Source organism: Terriglobus tenax (assembly GCF_025685395.1).
Classification (GTDB): domain Bacteria; phylum Acidobacteriota; class Terriglobia; order Terriglobales; family Acidobacteriaceae; genus Terriglobus; species Terriglobus tenax.
The window spans coordinates 417,961-434,779 of record NZ_JAGSYA010000004.1 but is presented as its reverse complement, the minus strand read 5'-3'; the positions used below and the strand labels follow the sequence as shown (position 1 = coordinate 434,779).

Below are 16,819 nucleotides of genomic sequence, written 5' to 3'. Positions count from 1 at the left end.
CTGCGCACAACATGACCCTGACTTCGCTGTATGCTGGAGCTTCATACACGGCATACAGCGAATGTCTTTTAAGTCACAGCCCGCAAGCAAGGCAACGTCCCCGGTGCGCGAGATCTACGAGCACCAGATGGAGACCCTCCGCCAGGTATTTGAGAAGCTGCCCGATGGCGCTCGCATGGTTGCCGCGCGGTCCTCGGCGGTCGATGAGGTTGTCCGTCAACTATGGGAGGCCACCGGCCTGGCCGATTCCGCGGCGCTCATCGCTGTAGGCGGCTATGGCCGCCAGGAACTCTATCCCTGCTCCGATGTCGACCTGCTTGTCCTGCTGAATGACGCAAAGCCGGGCAAGGCCGTTGCCGACGGCGTCCGCTCCCTTTCGCAGCAGATGTGGGATTGCGGTATCCGTCTTGCGCCGGTGACGCGTTCGCTGACGGAGTGCGAGCGTTTCGATCCAAACAATGTCGAGTTCGCCATTGCGATGCTGGATCACCGTTTTCTGGCCGGAAGCCAGCAGCTTTACCGCGACCTGAGCGAGAAGCTGCTGCCTCGTCTGTTCGCGAAAGAAAGTCCGGCCCTGCTGGCGCAACTACAGCAAATGACCGCCGATCGCCACACGCGCTACGGCAACACGCTGTTTCATCTGGAGCCGAATATCAAGGAGTGCCCCGGCGGCCTGCGTGATGCGCATGTCTGCGGCTGGCTGCCGCGCATCCTCAAGCTTGCCGCCGACGGCAAAGGCAAGCCGGTACCGGAGTTTCCGGTCGCAGATGATGCCGAGTTTGGCGAAGCGGTGGACTTCCTGAAGACCGTCCGCGCCTTTTTGCACTACCGCCATGACCGTGATGACAATGTGCTGGACTGGCAGGCACAGGATAGCGCGGCCGCGGCGCGCATTGGTCTCTCTGGCCAGGGCAAGGCGGATGCCGCGTACTGGATGCGGAATTACTTCCGTCATGCGCGCAGCATTGAGCGCCGCACCCTGCAGTTGCTGGACGAGGTGCCGCAGAAGAAAAGCCTTGCCGCTCTGGCGCTGGGGCTGAAGCCCGGCGGCAAGCAGGCAACGCATGGCTTTCGCGTGGAGCGTGGCATTGTCCTGCTCGACAGACCGGAGAAGGGAATCGATCCCGCGCACGAGATGGAGACAGTGCTTGCCATCTTTGAGGCGATCGCGGCGCAGGGACTTCGTTTGAGCCGCAACTCGGAGATGCGGCTGGCCGATGCCTTGCCGATGCTCTCGGCCACGCTTGAAGATGGCCCGGCTTTGTGGCGCCACCTCAGCGCGATTCTGACGGGCCCATTTGCCGGGCAGGCGCTGCGTACCATGCACGCGCTGGGCATTCTGGAGCTGATGTTGCCGGAGTTCCACGGCATCGACGCCCTGGTGATTCGCGACGCCTACCACCGCTATACGGTCGACGAGCACACCTTTCTGCTGATTGACACGCTGCATGGCCTGCCGCGTGTCGTCGAAGGCCCCCTGGTTGACTGGGCAAAGCGGTTCACCATTATTCGTGACGAAATTGAACACACCGCGGTGCTGTACCTGGCCGCACTGTTGCACGATACCGGCAAGGGACGCGCCGGTGACGACCATGCCGTGGAGAGCACCCGTATGGCGCAGAGTGTCTGCTCGCGCCTCGAGTTCGACTCGCACGAGACCGACCTGGTGCTTTCGCTCATCCGCAATCATCTGGAGATGTCGAATGCCCTGCGCCGCGATATCTTCGACCAGGAGACGGTTCGTATCTTCGCCTCCAAGGTCCCCACTCCCGAGCAGCTTCGCATGCTCGTGGTCTTCACCTATGCGGATATTCACGCCGTTCACCCGGACGCCCTGACACCCTGGAAGGCCGAGAACCTGTGGCGGCTTTATATGGCGACCTCCAACTACCTGGACCGCAGCGTGGACGAGGACCGTGTCGACACAAAGATGGAGCGCGAACTGGTGCGCCGTGTCACAGCCCTGCAGCCGGCTAAGGAGATATCTATCCGCGAGTTCCTGGATGGCTTTCCGCAGCGCTACCTGCACACGCGCACCCCGGAGGAGATCCGGACGCACTTCCAGATGGCCGAGAAGGCACAGGACGGCTCGATCCAGCTAAGCCTGCAGCAGAGCAGCGCGGACTGGGAACTGACGCTGGTGGCCAGGGATCGTCCAATGCTGTTTGCCGCCATGACCGGCGCCCTGACCGGTTGGGGCATGAACATTGTCACTGCGGACGCGTTTTCTGACGCGAACGACATCGTCGTGGATACTTTTCACTTCACCGATGGCTTCCGCACGCTGGAGTTGAACCCGGACGAGCGCGGTCCATTCCTGGACAGTGTGCGCAAGGTAGCGTCCGGCGAGATTCCTCTGGAGAAGTTCCTCGCCGGACGTCGCCGGACGCGCCGCCGGGCTCCACTGGTCACGGTGCAGACGGCCATCAGTTTTGACGACATCGCCTCCTCGCACAGCACGCTGCTGCAGGTCGTGGCGCAGGATGTTCCCGGCCTGCTGCATGCGCTGAGCGAGGCGCTGGCAACCTTTGGCTGCAGCATTGAGGTGGCTTTGATCGATACCGAAGGCGATACCGCCATTGACGTCTTTTACCTGACGCATGAGGGCGGCAAACTCAGCCTCGCGGAGCAACAGGGACTGAAGGAGATCATCACGAAGGCGGTTGCTGAGAATGCGAGCTAGCGTGCTGGCAGGGTTGCTGCTGGCAACCGCGACAGCCATCGGTCAGTCCGGCCAATGCACGGTCTCTTCCTTCGAAGGGGAGGTCGAGGCCGGGCAGACCTACCGTCATCCCATCAACAGCAGCCTGGAACTGGTGATGGACCCTCTCCCGTCGGGCTGGCTGCTGCGTGTCCTGCCGTCAGGTAAGCTGCGCCCGGCGCATGACTATGCCGAGCTGGCAACTCCGCCGTACCAATCCGTGACACCGCTGGCAGTTTCCACCGATTTCAGCTTCCGAGCGCAGGATGCGGTTGCCTGGAACCCGCGCAGTTTCCGTTTTGCGACCACGCCTGAGAGCTTTCAGCGGCTGCTGGCTGTCTACAACGCCTACATGGGGGCCCCGGATGCGGCTTCCAGGCGGGCGGTCGAGAGCAAACTGACGGTACTCATTCCCCAGAGTGCGGCCGGTGAGTTGACGATTCTGGACGCAAAGATGATCGCCGGAACGGCGAACCAGGCTGGCCTGGCTGCCATGGTGGCCTCTCACCTGGCGGAGACGGCCCATACTGTTGTCCAGCCGAATGGAGAAAAAGTCTCTTCTTTGGGAAAAATCACCTGGTTTCGCTTCCGGATATCACTTTGGCTGCCGTCTACAACCAAGGGAAATGCAGTTCCTTGCCGGTGAGAAGCAACGTACTTCGTTTTGTAAGCATCTTGAAAACTGTAGCGTTAAGTGTCAGCAATCCCATCTGCGTAGTCCAATCTGCGTAGTTCGTTCGATATATTGAGAGTATGAGCACTCCAGCGCAGGAATCCTCGAGCAATGGCCGCCCTATGAATGGGCCGCAGAAGAACGACCGTTATCTGTTTGGCAACCTGGACAGCTTCGGCAAGAATCGCGACAAGCTTGAGGAGGTCTCCTGGGGCTATGACCAGCCGGAAGGTGTGGTTCTGGCGTCCATGGATGCAGCCATCAACTGGGTTCGTAAGAACTCGGTATGGCCGATGACCTTCGGTCTGGCCTGCTGCGCCATCGAAATGATGTCCATGGGGGGATCGCGGTATGACATCGCCCGTTTCGGCGCCGAAGTGTTCCGCCCCTCGCCCCGCCAGAGCGACCTGATGGTGATCGCCGGCCGTGTTTCGCAGAAGATGGCGCCGGTTATCCGCCGCCTGTATGAGCAGATGCCTGAGCCCAAGTGGGTCATCTCGATGGGTGCCTGCGCAACTTCAGGTGGCGTGTTCAACAACTATGCGCTGATGCAGGGTGTTAACCAGGTTATTCCGGTGGACGTCTATGTTCCAGGATGCCCACCGCGTCCTGAGCAGCTGATTTATGCCATCACCCTGCTGCAGGAAAAAATTCAAAAGGAGAGGGGATCGCTGAAGAAGGCGTTGAACCTCGCCTGACGAAAAATCCCGCATGCTGTCGCTGGAAAGCACAGCAAGGCGGGGTAGTAAGTTGAGTACCGCCCGGATTTTGTAGATGGACTGGAACTTAGGTGCGCTACACTTTTGGGGGAATTCGTAAGCCACTGAGACAGTAAGCATTGAGCTCAGGCCACAACAGCAAGTATTCGCGGAGGAAATAAATGTTCGAAAGCCCAGTTCGCAGTATCGGTAGACTTCTACTCGCTGCCTGCGCTGTCAGCCTTGGGGTCACCGGGCTGCAGGCGCAGACGGCCGCCCCGGCGGAGCCCAACCCGTCGCGCGCCGACGTTTTCTTGGGTTACTCGTACTTCGGTACGCATAGCCCGCTGAAGCCGGCCAACATCCAGTACACCTCGATTGATCTGGGTGCGATCGGCAGCGGCGCCTACTACTTCAACAAGTATGTCGGCGGTGAGGTCGTTTTCGCAGCCCATCCCGATGGCAAGAACGACGGGCTTTACACCATTTCGGCCGGTCCGATCTTCCGCTACCCTGCAAGCAGCTTTACGGTCTTCGGCCACGGTCTGGTCGGCGCCGCCAAGCTGGGTGGACCCAACAACAGTGGCACCCCGTTCTACCACAATCCCTACCAGTGGGGCGTTGCCCTGACGGCTGGCGGTGGTATGGACTATGACACCCCTCTGTTCAATCACAAACTGGGTATCCGCCTGTTCCAGGCTGACTACCAGTATGTGCACGCCAACTTCGGACCGTACACCGCGCCTCCGACGAATGGTGCAATGGGCGGCCGCGCGAACCTGAGCGCTGCTCAGCTGAGCACCGGTATCCTGTGGCACATCGGCAGCATCATCCCGCCGCCGCCGGTTACCTACTCCTGCGTCGCTTCGCCTTCGACTGTTTTCCCGGGTGACCCCGTCACGGTGACCGGCACTGCCGCGAACCTGAACCCGAAGAAGACCGCGACCTACAGCTGGACCAGCGATGGTGGCACCGTTTCCGGTACCTCCAGCACTGCGAACGTTGACACCAAGACCCTGAACCCCGGCAGCTACACCGTCAAGGGTCATGTGGAAGAGGGCAAGAAGGCCGGCCAGTTTGCCGACTGCTCAGCTCCCTTTACCGTCAAGGCCTTCGAGCCGCCGACCATCAGCTGCTCGGCCAGCCCGTCCAGCGTTCGTCCTGGCGAGTCGGCGACCATCACGGCTAACGGCGTCAGCCCGCAGAACCGTCCTCTGACCTACAGCTACAGCTCGACCGCTGGTTCGGTCTCGGGTAGCGGATCCTCCGCCACTCTGAGCACCGCAGGCGCCGCGCCTGGCACCGTCACCGTCACCTGCAACGTGGTTGACGACAAGGGCCAGACCGCTGCCGCTACCACCACGGTCAGCGTAATCGCTCCGCCGCCGCCGCCGGCTCCGAAGACCTCGAGCCTGTGCTCGGTGAACTTCGAGCGCGACAAGAAGCGTCCGACCCGCGTTGACAACGAGGGCAAGGCCTGCCTCGACGACGTGGCTCTGAACCTGCAGCGTTCGTCCGATGCCAAGGTTGCTCTGGCCGGTTCGGCCGCCTCCAAGGAGAAGAAGGGCGAGAAGCTGGCTTCTGAGCGTGCTCTGAACGCGAAGGAGTACCTGGTGAAGGAGAAGGGCATCGACGCTTCCCGCGTTGCTACCTACAGCTCCACCACCGACGGTAAGACGGTCACCACGACCCTCATCCCGGCCGGCGCTACCTTCTCGACCGATGGTCTGACCGAAGTCACCGAACCGGTGAAGCCGGTTGTGAAGCACCACGCGAAGAAGAAGTAACTCAACCCTGTAACGGCCAAGGGCTGACTGGTATTCACCAGTCAGCCCTTGGTGTATCTAAGAGAAAATAAGTTAATGAGAAAGTCCTTTGGCGGACTGATCCGCGTTGCCGCATTCGCCCTTCCGCTTCTCGCATCTGCAAGTCTGCGTGCTGTCAACTGGTTCCCCTTTGGCCCGGACGGCGGTGACGCGCGCGCTCTTGCCGCGGATCCGCATGACCACAAGCATGTGTACCTGGGTACGGCTGTCGGCTGGATGTATGACAGCCACGACGGTGGGCGCACCTGGAAGCGCCTGGCGCGGCTCAGCAATCGCGATGACCTGGTGATCGACAACATCGTTGTCGACGCGGCGCAGCCGAATGTTCTTTTTGCCGGTGCATGGGTGTTGGGCAGCACGGACGGCGGTTTCTATATCAGCCGCGACGCGGGGAAATCATGGACCGAGGTTCCGGCGCTGCATGGGCAGTCGATTCGCTCCTTGTCCGCTGCTCCCTCTGATCCGAATACGCTCGTTGCCGGAACGCTGGAAGGCGTCTTCCTGAGCCATGACACCGGTCTGACCTGGTCGCAGATCAGCCCGGTTGGCAGCACGGAGCTGCATGAAGTCGAGTCCATCGCCATCGACCCCAAGGATCCGAACGCGATCTACGCAGGTACATGGCATCTGCCCTGGAAGACGACCGACGGTGGCAAGCACTGGAAGAACATCAAGCAGGGCATCATCGACGACTCGGACGTTTTCTCCATCATCGTCCATCCGACCTCGCCGTCGACCGTCTATGCCAGCGCCTGCTCAGGCATCTACAAGAGTGGCAACGGTGGCGACAGCTTCACCAAGATTCAGGGGATCCCTTCCACCGCGCGTCGCACGCGCGTGCTGATGCAGGATCCCAAGCATCTTGAAACCGTCTATGCCGGTACGACAGAAGGCCTGTGGCGTACTGCTGACGGTGGAACGACCTGGCGCCGGACCACCGACCCCTCGACCATCGTGAACGATGTCTTTGTCGATGCGGAGAATCCGGATCACGTGCTGCTGGCAACCGACCGAAGCGGCGTTCTGGTCAGCGATGACGGCGGTTTCTCTTTTCGTCCTTCAAACTCCGGTTTTGCCGCCCGCCAGGTGACGGCATATGTGGGCGACTCTGCGAATCCCGCAAAGCTTTACATTGGTCTTATCAATGACAAGGATTCCGGCGGGGTCTTCAGCAGCGCCAACGGTGGTCTAACCTGGTACCAGCTCAGCTCCGGCCTGAACGGCCTGGATGTCCTGGCGCTTGCGCAGGCTCCGGATGGCACCATCGTCGCCGGAACCTCGCATGGCATCTTCCGGCTGCAGGGAGTTGTGTGGCTGCCCAGCAGCACGATTGCGGGCACAGCGGCCGTACGTACGGCTCCTCCAGCAGCACCGGCGAAGGCCGTCAAAGGCAAGCGGCCTGTTCCTGTGCGGCGCCCGGTTGCCGTTCGCCCCGCTGGCTCCGCCCGCGTGCTGGATGCTCCTGTCTCTTCGATTGTCCGCTCTGGCAACACGATGTACGCCACCACGACGCTGGGAGTGCTGCAGAGCAATGACTCCGGCAACACCTGGCTGATGACGCCTCTCACCGGCGATGACTTCCGCTACTCCGGTGCTGCTCCCGGAGGCTACGTGGTGGTCGCCGGTCTGCATCGCATCGCTTATCTGAACCCGGCAACGCAGCAGTGGACTGATACAACGTTCCCGAACCTGACGCAGATCGCCTCTATTTCGACGGATGACAAGGGGCGCATCTGGGCCGGTGGACGTGAAGGAATCTTCCGCTCGAATACCGGCACAAGCTGGCAGAGCATTGGCGATCTTCGCCTTGCCGACGTCAACAGTATCTTCTACGACGACGCTGGCAAACGCATGCTAATCACGGCCAACAGCGCCACCACGCTCACCTATGCCGTCCGTCTTTCGGATGATCATGTCAGCTTCTGGGACACGGGCTGGCACCTCCGCCTTGTGCGTCCGGTGGGCGACCATCTGGTGGGAGCGACCTTGTACGACGGAATTGTCGTACAGCCGCGCATGGTGGAATCTACGCTGAAGTAACTACCCGTCGCGAGGATTAGAATAGGAGGTGCGATGACAGTCACCTCCATCTCCTCGCGGTCGCAACACGCCTTTCAGACCGACGACCCACGTCTTGAACCCATTGCCGATAAGGTTCTCTCCGGCACGCGCCTGGACTACGAGGATGGGCTCGCCCTCTACCGCAGCGGCGACATTCTTGCTGTTGGCTGGCTGGCCAACTATGTGCGCGAGAAGCTGCATGGCGATATTGCCTACTTCAATGTCAATCGCCATATCAATCCCACCAATGTATGTGTGGCTAGCTGCCGTCTGTGCGCCTTCGGTCTCAAGAAGGGGATGGAAGGCACCTACACCATGGCTCTGGAAGAGGCGTGGGAGGCTGCCGGTCGCGGCTATTCCGAAGCCGTAACCGAGTTCCATATCGTCGGTGGTCTGCACCCCGACCTGCCCTTTGAATACTTCATGGACCTGGTCAGCGGCCTGAAGGAGCGCTTCCCCAAGGTTCACATCAAGGCTTTCACCATGGTGGAGGTCGCCTTCCTGGCCAAGCGCGGCAAGATGACCATTCCCGAGGTGCTGGAGCGCATGAAGGCTGCTGGCGTCGACTCCTGCCCCGGTGGCGGAGCCGAGATCTTTGCCGACCGCGTGCGCCACATCATCTGCGATCATAAAATCGATGGCGGGGAGTGGCTTGAGACCGCACGCATGGCCCACAAGGCCGGCCTGCGCTCGAACGCCACCATGCTCTACGGCCATATTGAGAACGAGGAAGACCGCGTCGATCACATCCTGCGCCTGCGCGCCGTGCAGGATGACACCGGCGGCTTCCAGACCTTCATTCCTCTGGCCTTTCACCCGGACAATACGCCGCTTGGCCATATTCCGCGCACCACCGGCATGCTGGATATCCGCCAGATCGCGGTAGGCCGTCTGCTGCTGGACAACTTCCCGCATATCAAGAGCTACTGGCAGATGGTCACGCCGAAGATGGCGCAGATCGCTCTTCGCTTTGGTGCGGACGACATTGACGGCACCGTGGTGGAAGAGAAGATCTACCACGAAGCCGGAGCCACTACGCCGCAGGGCATGCGCCGCGCCGACCTGGAGCGCTTGATTCGCGAGGCTGGCCGCGTTCCTTTCGAGCGCGACACCATGTACCGCGCCGTCACGCGCAGCGAAGACAGCTTCACCATCGCCGTCTAGCCCGCTATTTTTCCTTGTCATCTCGCAGCGAAGCAGAGAGATCTGCTTCGCTGCTCTGTTTTGCGCAACGTCCGTTCAGCCATAAGGACTTCTTCATCCTGCATAAGGCATATGTCGTCTCACGAACGATATGCTGAAGCTGTGATGGTTGAAGCAAACGTTGAGCCCTTTCTCCTGTTCGAGCATGTGAACGTCGCGCGCGGCAGCAGCCGTGTACTGCACGACATCAACCTCAGCATTCGCCCGGGCGAAAACGTTGTCATTCTTGGACCCAATGGCTGTGGCAAGTCCACGCTCATTAAGACGATGACCTGCGAAATCTATCCGTTGGTGGAACCCGGGATGCGGGTGCGCATCTTCGGACGGGAGCGCTGGGACCTGCAGGAGCTTCGCCGACGCCTTGGCGTGGTTGCACCGGAGCTGCCTGGCAAGCCTACGCTCAAGACGACGGGTCTGGATGCGGTGGTTTCCGGCTTCTTTTCGAGCTCCACGCTGTGGCCCAACCTCACCATTACAGACGAGATGTACGAGCAGGCCCGCAAAGCGCTTCAGCTGGTTGAAGCCGAGTACCTGGAAAAGAAGTTCGTCGGGCAGATGTCTGCCGGCCAGCAGCGCCGCGTGATGATCGCGCGGGCGCTTGTGCGTTCGAATGAGATGGTGATGCTCGATGAGCCTTCGAACGCTCTGGACATCGCATCGCAGCGCAGCCTGCGTACCACGCTGCGTCGGCTGGCGCAGCAGGGAACCGGCATCCTGCTCATCACGCACCACATTGAAGATATTCTGCCGGAGATCGAACGCGTCATCATGATGCGTGACGGCCGCATCGTTGCCGATGGCCCGAAATCAGAACTCCTTACCGGCGCACGGCTGTCGGAACTCTTCGAGACCGAGGTCGAGCTGATGGAGCGCAACGGCTTCTACACCATGGTCTAGCCCTGACAATCTAGTGCTTTTCGCCGCTGAACGGAATCTGGATCGGCACAAGGTCTGAGCTTGGAACATGGCGAGGCCCCAGAACGGCTACCCGCGGGATCGGTCCGCGAACCATGGCAACCTCATCGCATGCCTGCAGGCGCGGGCAGTTCTGGCAGTCCTTATAGATCTTGTCCGGCAGGGCCGCGCGGTCCATGGTGATGCGAAAGCCGAAGTGAAAAAAGAAGTCCGGGATGCGGGTGAACAGGCATACCGAGGGTACGCCGTGCTCGTCCGCCTCTTCCAGCAGCGCGCGAAGAATGCGCCCGCCCGCGCCCTGTCCCTTGGCTTCCGGCTTTACAACGATGGAGCGGACCTCCGCCAGGTGCGGACCGTAGAGGTGCAGGGCTCCGCAGCCCAGGAATACGCCGCTCTCGCTCTCGGCTACAACAAAGTCGCGAACGTTCTCGCAGATTTCGGCATAGGTGCGACGCAGCAGCGTGCCGTCGCCCGAGAGCGAATTGACGATGTCATAGATGTTGTTCGCATCCTGCAGGCGCGCCTTACGCACCTGTGCGCCATTGACGCGCGGACGCGTCGACACCGTCGATTCACTGATGACGCTAGACATGCACCTGCTCCCCGAGCGAAGTCAGGGCCGCGACCTTTTCCCGCGCCAGTGCCAGTGACGCAGCCACCTGTACCGTCGCCGTACCGCCAATCACATCATGGCAGTCCACCGTGGCACGCAGGGTAATCGCTTCGTGAAAGTCCACTCCGAACTCCTCGCCGAATTGCTTCATCTCGTCCAGGGTCAGGTCGTTCAGCTCACAGCCCTTATCTAAAGCATAACGGACGGCATTGCCAATCTTCTCATGAGCCTTGCGGAACGGAACTCCCTTGTGCACCAGGTAGGTTGCCGCCGCCATTGCGTTCAGGTAGCCATTGGAGGCCGCCGCCTGCATCCGGTCAAACCGGAACTCCAGTGCGGCGGTAAACGGAGCCATCAGCGGCAGCATGCCGGCCAGTGTCCCGGCCACCTCAAAGGTGGCCTCCTGCGTCTCCTGCATGTCCTTGTTGTAGGCCAGCGGAAGCCCCTTGATGATGGTCGCAAAGGTCGTCGCCGCACCCAGCAGGCGCCCGCTCTTACCGCGCAGCAGCTCAGTCAGGTCAGGGTTTTTCTTCTGCGGCATGGCCGAGGAGCCGGTCGAGAACGCCTCAGGCAACTCGATAAAACCGAACTCCTGCGTGGCGTACAGTGTGATCTCTTCCGCGAAGCGCGACAGGTGCAGCCCCAGCGCAGCGGCGCACTGTGAGAACTCCAGCGCAAAGTCGCGGTCGCTGGTTGCGTCCATGCTGTTGGCCGTGGGAGCATCAAAGCCCAGCGCCTCGGATGCGATGCTGCGATCCAGAGCCAGCGTGGCTCCGGCGATCGCGCCTGAGCCCAGCGGGCAGAAATTCATGCGTTTGCGTGCGTCAGCAAAGCGCGAAGCGTCCCGCAGAATCATCTGGACATAGGCCTGCAGCCAGTGCGCTACGAGAACAGGCTCAGCCCGTTGCAGGTGGGTATAGCCGGGCATCACAGCCGTTCCGGCCTTGGCCGCAAGATCCAGCAGGGCATTGGCCCATGCCGCCAGATCCGTCAGCGCCTGGTCAATCGCATCGCGGACGAACAGGCGAAGGTCGGTGGCAATCTGCTCATTGCGCGAGCGGCCGGTGTGCAGCTTCAGCGCCAGCGTGCCAATGTGCTTTGTCAGCTCCAGTTCGACAAAGTGGTGGACATCCTCGGGAGTCTCAGAGGTGAGATCGAGCGTCCCAGCGGCAAAGTCCTTGCCAATGCGCTCCAATCCGCCGAGGATCTCGCTCAGTTCGGCATCCGTCAGAATGCCGGCGGCGGCGATCGTCTTCGCATGGGCCGAGGAGGCACGAATCTCCTGCGGAATCAGGCGCCAGTCAAAAGGAAATGACCGCTGCCACTGCTCGAAGTCGCGATTGAGCGGCTCACGAAACCGCCCAGACCACATTTTCACGTTCCAACCTCTTTCGTTCTTCAATGCGGACGCCGGCACTCGTGCCGGCGTCCTGGTGTGATACGGCGTCTGTCTTAGATGTTAGACGAAACGCTTCTTGGCCTTGGGGATACGCTTGGCACCGCCCAGCAGCATCAGCAGGATGGCCTTCTGCGCGTGCATACGGTTCTCCGCCTGGTCAAAGACGATCGACTGCGGCCCGTCCAGCACGGCATCGGTCACCTCGGCATTGCGGTGGGCGGGCAGGCAGTGCATGAATACGGCCTGATCGTTGGCGTGCGACATCAGCTCTTCGTTTACCTGGAAGGGCTTGAAGATTGGAGCGCGCTTGGTGGCCTCGTGCTCAAAGCCCATGGAGGTGCAGACGTCGGTATACACCGCGTCGGCCCCGGCAACAGCCTTCACCGCGTCCTGCGTCAGTGTGATGCTGCCGCCGGTCTGCTCGGCTATCTCAATCGCCTTGTGGATCACGTCCAGCTTCGGTCCGTAGTTCTTCGGTGTCGCCACGGTGCAGTGCGCGCCAAGCTGAGCAGCCGCCAGCATCAGCGAATGGCACACATTGTTGCCATCGCCCACGTAGGTGAACTTCAGCCCCTCGCAGGTGGAGAACTTCTCTTCCAGGGTCAGAAAGTCTGCAAGCGCCTGGCAGGGATGTTCGTAGTCCGACAGAGCATTGATGACAGGCACCTTGGAGCAGGCAGCCATCTCGGTGATGGTGTCGTGCGAGTAGGTACGCAGCACCATCACGTTCATCCAGCGCTCCACATTGTGCGCCATGTCGGCCAGGCTCTCGCGTTCGCCCAGCGGGCTCTGCGTCTGGTCCACGAAGATGGCGTTGCCGCCCATCGTGTTGATGGCTGCTTCAAAGGTAAGGCGCGTGCGCAGGGATGCCTTTTCAAAGAAGAGCACCATCTGCTTGTTTTCAAGCGCGGTCTTGAAGTCATCCGGATTGTTTTTGACGGCGTGCGCCAGCTCCATGATGGCGGCCATCTCTTCCACGGTCAGGTCGGCGATCGAACACAGATCGCGGCCCTTCAAACGCTTGGCGGCCTCGCTGAATGCGCTGTCGCTCTGGATTCCTAACGATACTTTTGGCACTGGTGCTCCCTCACTTCTTGGGCTCATGACGATGGTCTTGCTATCCATGGGTGGCCTCGCCGGCCAGCACCGGAGTGCGGGCTTCCTTGGTCTGCCTCAAAATCTCGTCAAGAGCACTGACTGCAATGTTGACGTGCTTCTTTTCGATCAGGAACGGCGGCAGGAACCGCAGAACCGTCTCACTGGTGCGGTTGATCAGGATGCGGCGTTCCATCATCTGCTTCGCCACTTCCTTGGCGAGCTCCGCATCGTTAATCTCCGCGCCGACCATCATACCGATTCCACGGACCGAGATGATTTCCGGATGCTTCGCAGCCAAGGCGTTCAACTGCTCCAGGAAATAATCGCCGATGTTGGTGACATGCTCCAGCAGGTTCGACTTCTCGATCTCCTCGATGACAGCGGCAGCCACAGCGCAGACCAGCGGGCCACCACCGAAGGTGGTGCCGTGCAGGCCAGGCTTCATGGCGCGTGCCGCCTCTTCCTTCGCGAGCATCGCTCCCATAGGTAGGCCGCCCGCCAGCGGCTTGGCCAGTGTGGTGATGTCCGGCTGGATGCCGAAGTGCTGGTAAGCCGTCCACTTGCCGGTACGTCCCATGCCGCTCTGGATCTCGTCGGCCATCAGCAGGGCCCCGGTCGAGTCGCACAGCTCGCGTGCAGCCGCGAAGAACTCCTTCGAGACCGGATGAATGCCACCCTCGCCCTGCAGGACTTCAAGGCAGATGCCGCAGACGTCGTTCGAGAACTTCGCCTTCAGGTCTTCAATGTCGTTGAACCGGACAAACTCGACATCCGGCATCACCGGCATGAAGGGCTCGCGGTACTTGTCCTTGTGCGTGGTGGCAACCGAACCCATGGTGCGGCCATGGAAGCTGTGCTCCAGCGCCAGGAACTTCGTTCCAATCTGCTTACCTTCGCTGCGCAGCAGGCCGGCGTGGGCGCGTGCCAGCTTCAGAGCGGCTTCCCAGGCCTCGGTGCCGGAGTTGCAGAAGAAGACCCGGTCCATCCCGGTGATCTCCGTCAGCTTCAGCGCCAGCGTCGCCGTGCCCTCGTGGAAGAAGAGGTTCGAGGTATGCAGCAGCTTCTTCGACTGTTCGGCGATGGCAGCCTCAATGGCCGGATGAGCATAACCCAGCGCCGAGACGCCGATACCGCTCAACAGGTCCAGGTAGTCGTTGCCTTCGCTGTCGCGCAGATAAACGCCCTTGCCGCTGACAAACATCACGGGATTGCGCTCGTAGGTCTCAAGCAGGAACTTCTTCTCAGCCGCCTGAATCGATGCAAGGTCCATTTCCGTCACTCCTTCGGGGTTGTTCATCTACGCCACCATCACTTCCGTACCGTCATTCACACGAGAATTGACGATGTCCGGGAGCACACTCGCTGCCTCAGCCGGCAAAATTCGCACACGCTTCACACCGCCCAGCAGGGCATCCTTGCACGCCTTCAGCTTGGGCAACATGCCGCCGGAGATCACCTGGCTCTTTTCCAGCTGCGGAATCTCCTTGAGCGACAGCCATCGCATCACGGCTCCGTCCGCACCCTTCACGCCGGGCACGTCGGTCAGGAAGACAAGAGCATCGGCCTTGGTTGCAATGGCTGCGGCCGATGCCATCTCATCGGCGTTTACGTTGTAGTACTCACCGTCAAAACCTAAAGCAATGGATGAGATAACAGGGATGGCATCCATTTTCCAGATGGCTTCCAGCCACTTGGGATCGGTCGCGGCGATTTCGCCTACAAAGCCAAGGTCCGGGTTGGTCTTCTTCTTGCGCGCGCGGAAGACGTTGCCGTCGCCGCCGGCCAGACCAACAGCCTGCTGGCCAAGCTGTCCCAGGGCGGCAACCAGGGACTTGTTCACGCGTCCGGCCAGAACCATGAGCGCGGCATCGCGGGTCTCCGCGTCGGTCACACGCAGTCCATGGATGAACTCGCTCTTCTTGCCCATAGCGGCCAGCGTCTTGGTCAACTGCACGCCGCCGCCATGCACCACGGCCACCTGGTGGCCATCCTTGGCCAACTCCACGATTGCGCGAGCGCAATCCATGCGCAGCTTTTCATTTTCCAGGCCAGCGCCACCCAGCTTTACGACAAATTTCACAGCAGGCCCTCCTCTTCGTTCCAGCCGCACATCACGTTCATGTTTTCCACGGCCTGTCCGGCCGCGCCCTTCAACAGGTTGTCCAGGCAGCTCACCAGAACCATGCGCTGTCCGTCGGCCGCCAACTCAAATCCAAGATCGCAGTAGTTTGTTCGTACGATGTACTGAATCTGCGGCAGGTTTCCGGCCTTATGCACCCGCACCAGCGGATGTCCAGCGTAGAAGCTGCGGAAGATCTGCTCGACCTCGGCCTTTTCCATCTTCCGGTTCAGCCGCAGGTACATCGTGGACAGGATGCCGCGGGGAATCGGCAGCAGGTGCGGCGTAAACTGCAACGTCTCGGCCGGAAGACCGACCTGCTCCAGAATCTCGCCCGTGTGCCGGTGGCCAAAGACTGCATACGCGCTCAGGTTGTCCGCCGCGTACATGAAGTGCGTCTTCGCGGTGGGAGCTTTGCCCGCACCGCTGACGCCGCTCTTGGCGTCGCACACAATGCCGCGATCCAGGTCGATCAGTCCGGCGGCAGCCAGGGGCTTCAGCGCCAGGATGATGCTGGTCGCATAGCATCCGGGGTTGGCCACCAGGCGCGCCGCGCGAATGGCGTCATGGTGCAGCTCCGGGCAACCAAAGACGGCTTCCTCGTCCAGCTTTGCGGCAACCGCGGTGTCCGCGTCCTGCAGCTTGTAGACAGCACGGTTGGTGGCTTCCTTCAGGCGCCACGCTCCGCTCAGATCAATCACTCGCAGACCGGCTTCCAGCAGCGAGGGAACCCACTCGCGCGACTGCTCATGCGGAGTCGCCAGGAAGACAATCTCGACACCCGCGGCTTTCAGTTCGCTCCAGGAAGGGTAGGGAACAACCGGGTGCTCCTGCTCGTCGAACGCATAAAGATGCGGTTGCAGGTCACTCAGCATGGTGGCCTCGCGGCCAATAAAGATGGGCTTTGCTTCCTGCAGGCGGGGGTGCCGCAGCAGAAGCCGCGCCAGTTCGCCACCGGCATAGCCGCTTACACCGGCCACCGCCGTGCGAACGCCGCCCGTCGTTGCCACTGTCTCCGTCTTTGTCTCTGTCGCCGTCGTCATCGCTCTTACCTGATCAATCCCGCAACCCGTGCGGACACTGTCTTTGCTTCTTCGATGTCACCGCAGATCACCAGAACCGTATCGTCGCCGGCAATGGTGCCTACAACCTCTTCCCAATCCTCATAATCCAGGGCCGCCGCTACCGGCTGCGCTCCGCCCGTGGTGGTAATCACCACAACCTGGTTCATCGCCTGGCGTACTTCCAGGCCAAAGCTCTTCAACAGGTCGTCAATCTCCGGGGAGCGGTCATCCTCGGCTACTGCCGCATTTGCCAGCGTATAACCATTGGGCCCTTTGTACAGATTCAGCTCGCGCATATCGCGGGACAGTGTCGCCTGTGTGACATTGAAGCCGCGTTTGGCGAGCTTGCGTCGCAGCTCATCCTGGCTGGTGACCGTGGTGGACACCAGAAGCTCTCGAATTGCGCTGTGCCGTAGCTGTTTCATTTGAATTACTATTCACCCATCTGC

The 16,819-nt window shown here is 60.9% G+C and carries 14 protein-coding genes; 7 read left to right on the top strand and 7 right to left on the bottom strand.

Going from position 1 to position 16,819, the window contains the following annotated elements; translation table 11 throughout:
• Nucleotides 1–61: 61 nt before the first annotated feature.
• From glnD to OHL13_RS07365, 7 genes are all read left to right on the top strand, one after another.
• Complete coding sequence (glnD, locus tag OHL13_RS07395) at nucleotides 62–2,683, top strand: [protein-PII] uridylyltransferase (RefSeq protein ID WP_263409491.1); 2,622 nt, start codon at nucleotides 62–64, stop codon at nucleotides 2,681–2,683.
• Nucleotides 2,673–3,347: a hypothetical protein gene (locus OHL13_RS07390; protein ID WP_263409490.1), complete on the top strand. Its 675-nt coding sequence runs from the start codon at nucleotides 2,673–2,675 to the stop codon at nucleotides 3,345–3,347. Before glnD ends, OHL13_RS07390 begins: the two co-directional genes overlap by 11 nt.
• A gap of 107 nt (nucleotides 3,348–3,454) precedes the next feature.
• Nucleotides 3,455–4,072 (top strand): NADH-quinone oxidoreductase subunit B, encoded by a 618-nt coding sequence (locus OHL13_RS07385; protein WP_263409489.1) that lies wholly within the window; start codon nucleotides 3,455–3,457, stop codon nucleotides 4,070–4,072.
• A 182-nt stretch (nucleotides 4,073–4,254) separates the two neighbouring features.
• The gene (locus OHL13_RS07380; protein ID WP_263409488.1) at nucleotides 4,255–5,859 is read left to right on the top strand and encodes an OmpA family protein; all 1,605 of its coding nucleotides are present in this window, start codon (nucleotides 4,255–4,257) and stop codon (nucleotides 5,857–5,859) included.
• Nucleotides 5,860–5,934: 75 nt separating this feature from the next.
• Entirely contained in the window at nucleotides 5,935–7,938 is a 2,004-nt protein-coding gene (locus OHL13_RS07375; RefSeq protein ID WP_263409487.1) for a beta propeller repeat protein, read from the top strand.
• A 33-nt stretch (nucleotides 7,939–7,971) separates the two neighbouring features.
• Nucleotides 7,972–9,123, top strand: a complete 1,152-nt coding sequence (gene mqnE / locus OHL13_RS07370; protein WP_263409486.1) for an aminofutalosine synthase MqnE — start codon at nucleotides 7,972–7,974, stop codon at nucleotides 9,121–9,123.
• Between the two features lie 144 nt (nucleotides 9,124–9,267).
• Nucleotides 9,268–10,059 carry an ABC transporter ATP-binding protein gene (locus OHL13_RS07365; protein ID WP_263409485.1) on the top strand — a complete coding sequence of 264 codons (792 nt, stop codon included), beginning with the start codon at nucleotides 9,268–9,270 and terminating at the stop codon, nucleotides 10,057–10,059.
• A 10-nt stretch (nucleotides 10,060–10,069) separates the two neighbouring features.
• Here OHL13_RS07365 and OHL13_RS07360 read toward each other — a convergent pair whose 3' ends face one another.
• The 7 genes from OHL13_RS07360 to OHL13_RS07330 form a co-directional block, all read right to left on the bottom strand.
• Nucleotides 10,070–10,669 (bottom strand): GNAT family N-acetyltransferase, encoded by a 600-nt coding sequence (locus OHL13_RS07360; RefSeq protein WP_263409484.1) that lies wholly within the window; start codon nucleotides 10,667–10,669, stop codon nucleotides 10,070–10,072.
• Nucleotides 10,662–12,062, bottom strand: coding sequence for an argininosuccinate lyase (argH, locus tag OHL13_RS07355; protein ID WP_263411622.1), 1,401 nt, complete (start codon nucleotides 12,060–12,062; stop codon nucleotides 10,662–10,664). Before argH ends, OHL13_RS07360 begins: the two co-directional genes overlap by 8 nt.
• An 87-nt stretch (nucleotides 12,063–12,149) precedes the next feature.
• On the bottom strand, nucleotides 12,150–13,214 hold the full coding sequence (argF, locus tag OHL13_RS07350; RefSeq protein WP_263409483.1) for an ornithine carbamoyltransferase: 1,065 nt from the start codon (nucleotides 13,212–13,214) through the stop codon (nucleotides 12,150–12,152).
• Nucleotides 13,207–14,457, bottom strand: coding sequence for an aspartate aminotransferase family protein (locus tag OHL13_RS07345; RefSeq protein WP_263409482.1), 1,251 nt, complete (start codon nucleotides 14,455–14,457; stop codon nucleotides 13,207–13,209). Before OHL13_RS07345 ends, argF begins: the two co-directional genes overlap by 8 nt.
• Before the next feature lie 27 nt (nucleotides 14,458–14,484).
• Complete coding sequence (argB, locus tag OHL13_RS07340; RefSeq protein ID WP_263409481.1) at nucleotides 14,485–15,267, bottom strand: acetylglutamate kinase; 783 nt, start codon at nucleotides 15,265–15,267, stop codon at nucleotides 14,485–14,487.
• Entirely contained in the window at nucleotides 15,264–16,349 is a 1,086-nt protein-coding gene (gene argC / locus OHL13_RS07335; protein ID WP_263409480.1) for an N-acetyl-gamma-glutamyl-phosphate reductase, read from the bottom strand. The genes argB and argC overlap by 4 nt, the downstream gene beginning before the upstream one ends.
• A gap of 5 nt (nucleotides 16,350–16,354) precedes the next feature.
• A complete protein-coding gene (locus OHL13_RS07330; protein WP_263409479.1) occupies nucleotides 16,355–16,795 on the bottom strand; it encodes an arginine repressor in 441 nt (146 codons plus the stop codon).
• Nucleotides 16,796–16,819 lie beyond the last annotated feature (24 nt).

Bases quoted from the DNA above. Each gene is read 5' to 3' on its own strand.
- OHL13_RS07345 (WP_263409482.1), bottom strand. From the start codon at position 14,457: ATGGACCTTGCATCGATTCAGGCGGCTGAGAAGAAGTTCCTGCTTGAG.
- argC (WP_263409480.1), bottom strand. From the start codon at position 16,349: ATGACGACGGCGACAGAGACAAAGACGGAGACAGTGGCAACGACGGGC.
- OHL13_RS07330 (WP_263409479.1), bottom strand. From the start codon at position 16,795: ATGAAACAGCTACGGCACAGCGCAATTCGAGAGCTTCTGGTGTCCACC.
- OHL13_RS07360 (WP_263409484.1), bottom strand. From the start codon at position 10,669: ATGTCTAGCGTCATCAGTGAATCGACGGTGTCGACGCGTCCGCGCGTC.
- OHL13_RS07390 (WP_263409490.1), top strand. From the start codon at position 2,673: ATGCGAGCTAGCGTGCTGGCAGGGTTGCTGCTGGCAACCGCGACAGCC.
- glnD (WP_263409491.1), top strand. From the start codon at position 62: ATGTCTTTTAAGTCACAGCCCGCAAGCAAGGCAACGTCCCCGGTGCGC.
- argF (WP_263409483.1), bottom strand. From the start codon at position 13,214: ATGGATAGCAAGACCATCGTCATGAGCCCAAGAAGTGAGGGAGCACCA.
- mqnE (WP_263409486.1), top strand. From the start codon at position 7,972: ATGACAGTCACCTCCATCTCCTCGCGGTCGCAACACGCCTTTCAGACC.
- OHL13_RS07375 (WP_263409487.1), top strand. From the start codon at position 5,935: ATGAGAAAGTCCTTTGGCGGACTGATCCGCGTTGCCGCATTCGCCCTT.
- OHL13_RS07365 (WP_263409485.1), top strand. From the start codon at position 9,268: ATGGTTGAAGCAAACGTTGAGCCCTTTCTCCTGTTCGAGCATGTGAAC.
- argH (WP_263411622.1), bottom strand. From the start codon at position 12,062: ATGTGGTCTGGGCGGTTTCGTGAGCCGCTCAATCGCGACTTCGAGCAG.
- OHL13_RS07385 (WP_263409489.1), top strand. From the start codon at position 3,455: ATGAGCACTCCAGCGCAGGAATCCTCGAGCAATGGCCGCCCTATGAAT.
- OHL13_RS07380 (WP_263409488.1), top strand. From the start codon at position 4,255: ATGTTCGAAAGCCCAGTTCGCAGTATCGGTAGACTTCTACTCGCTGCC.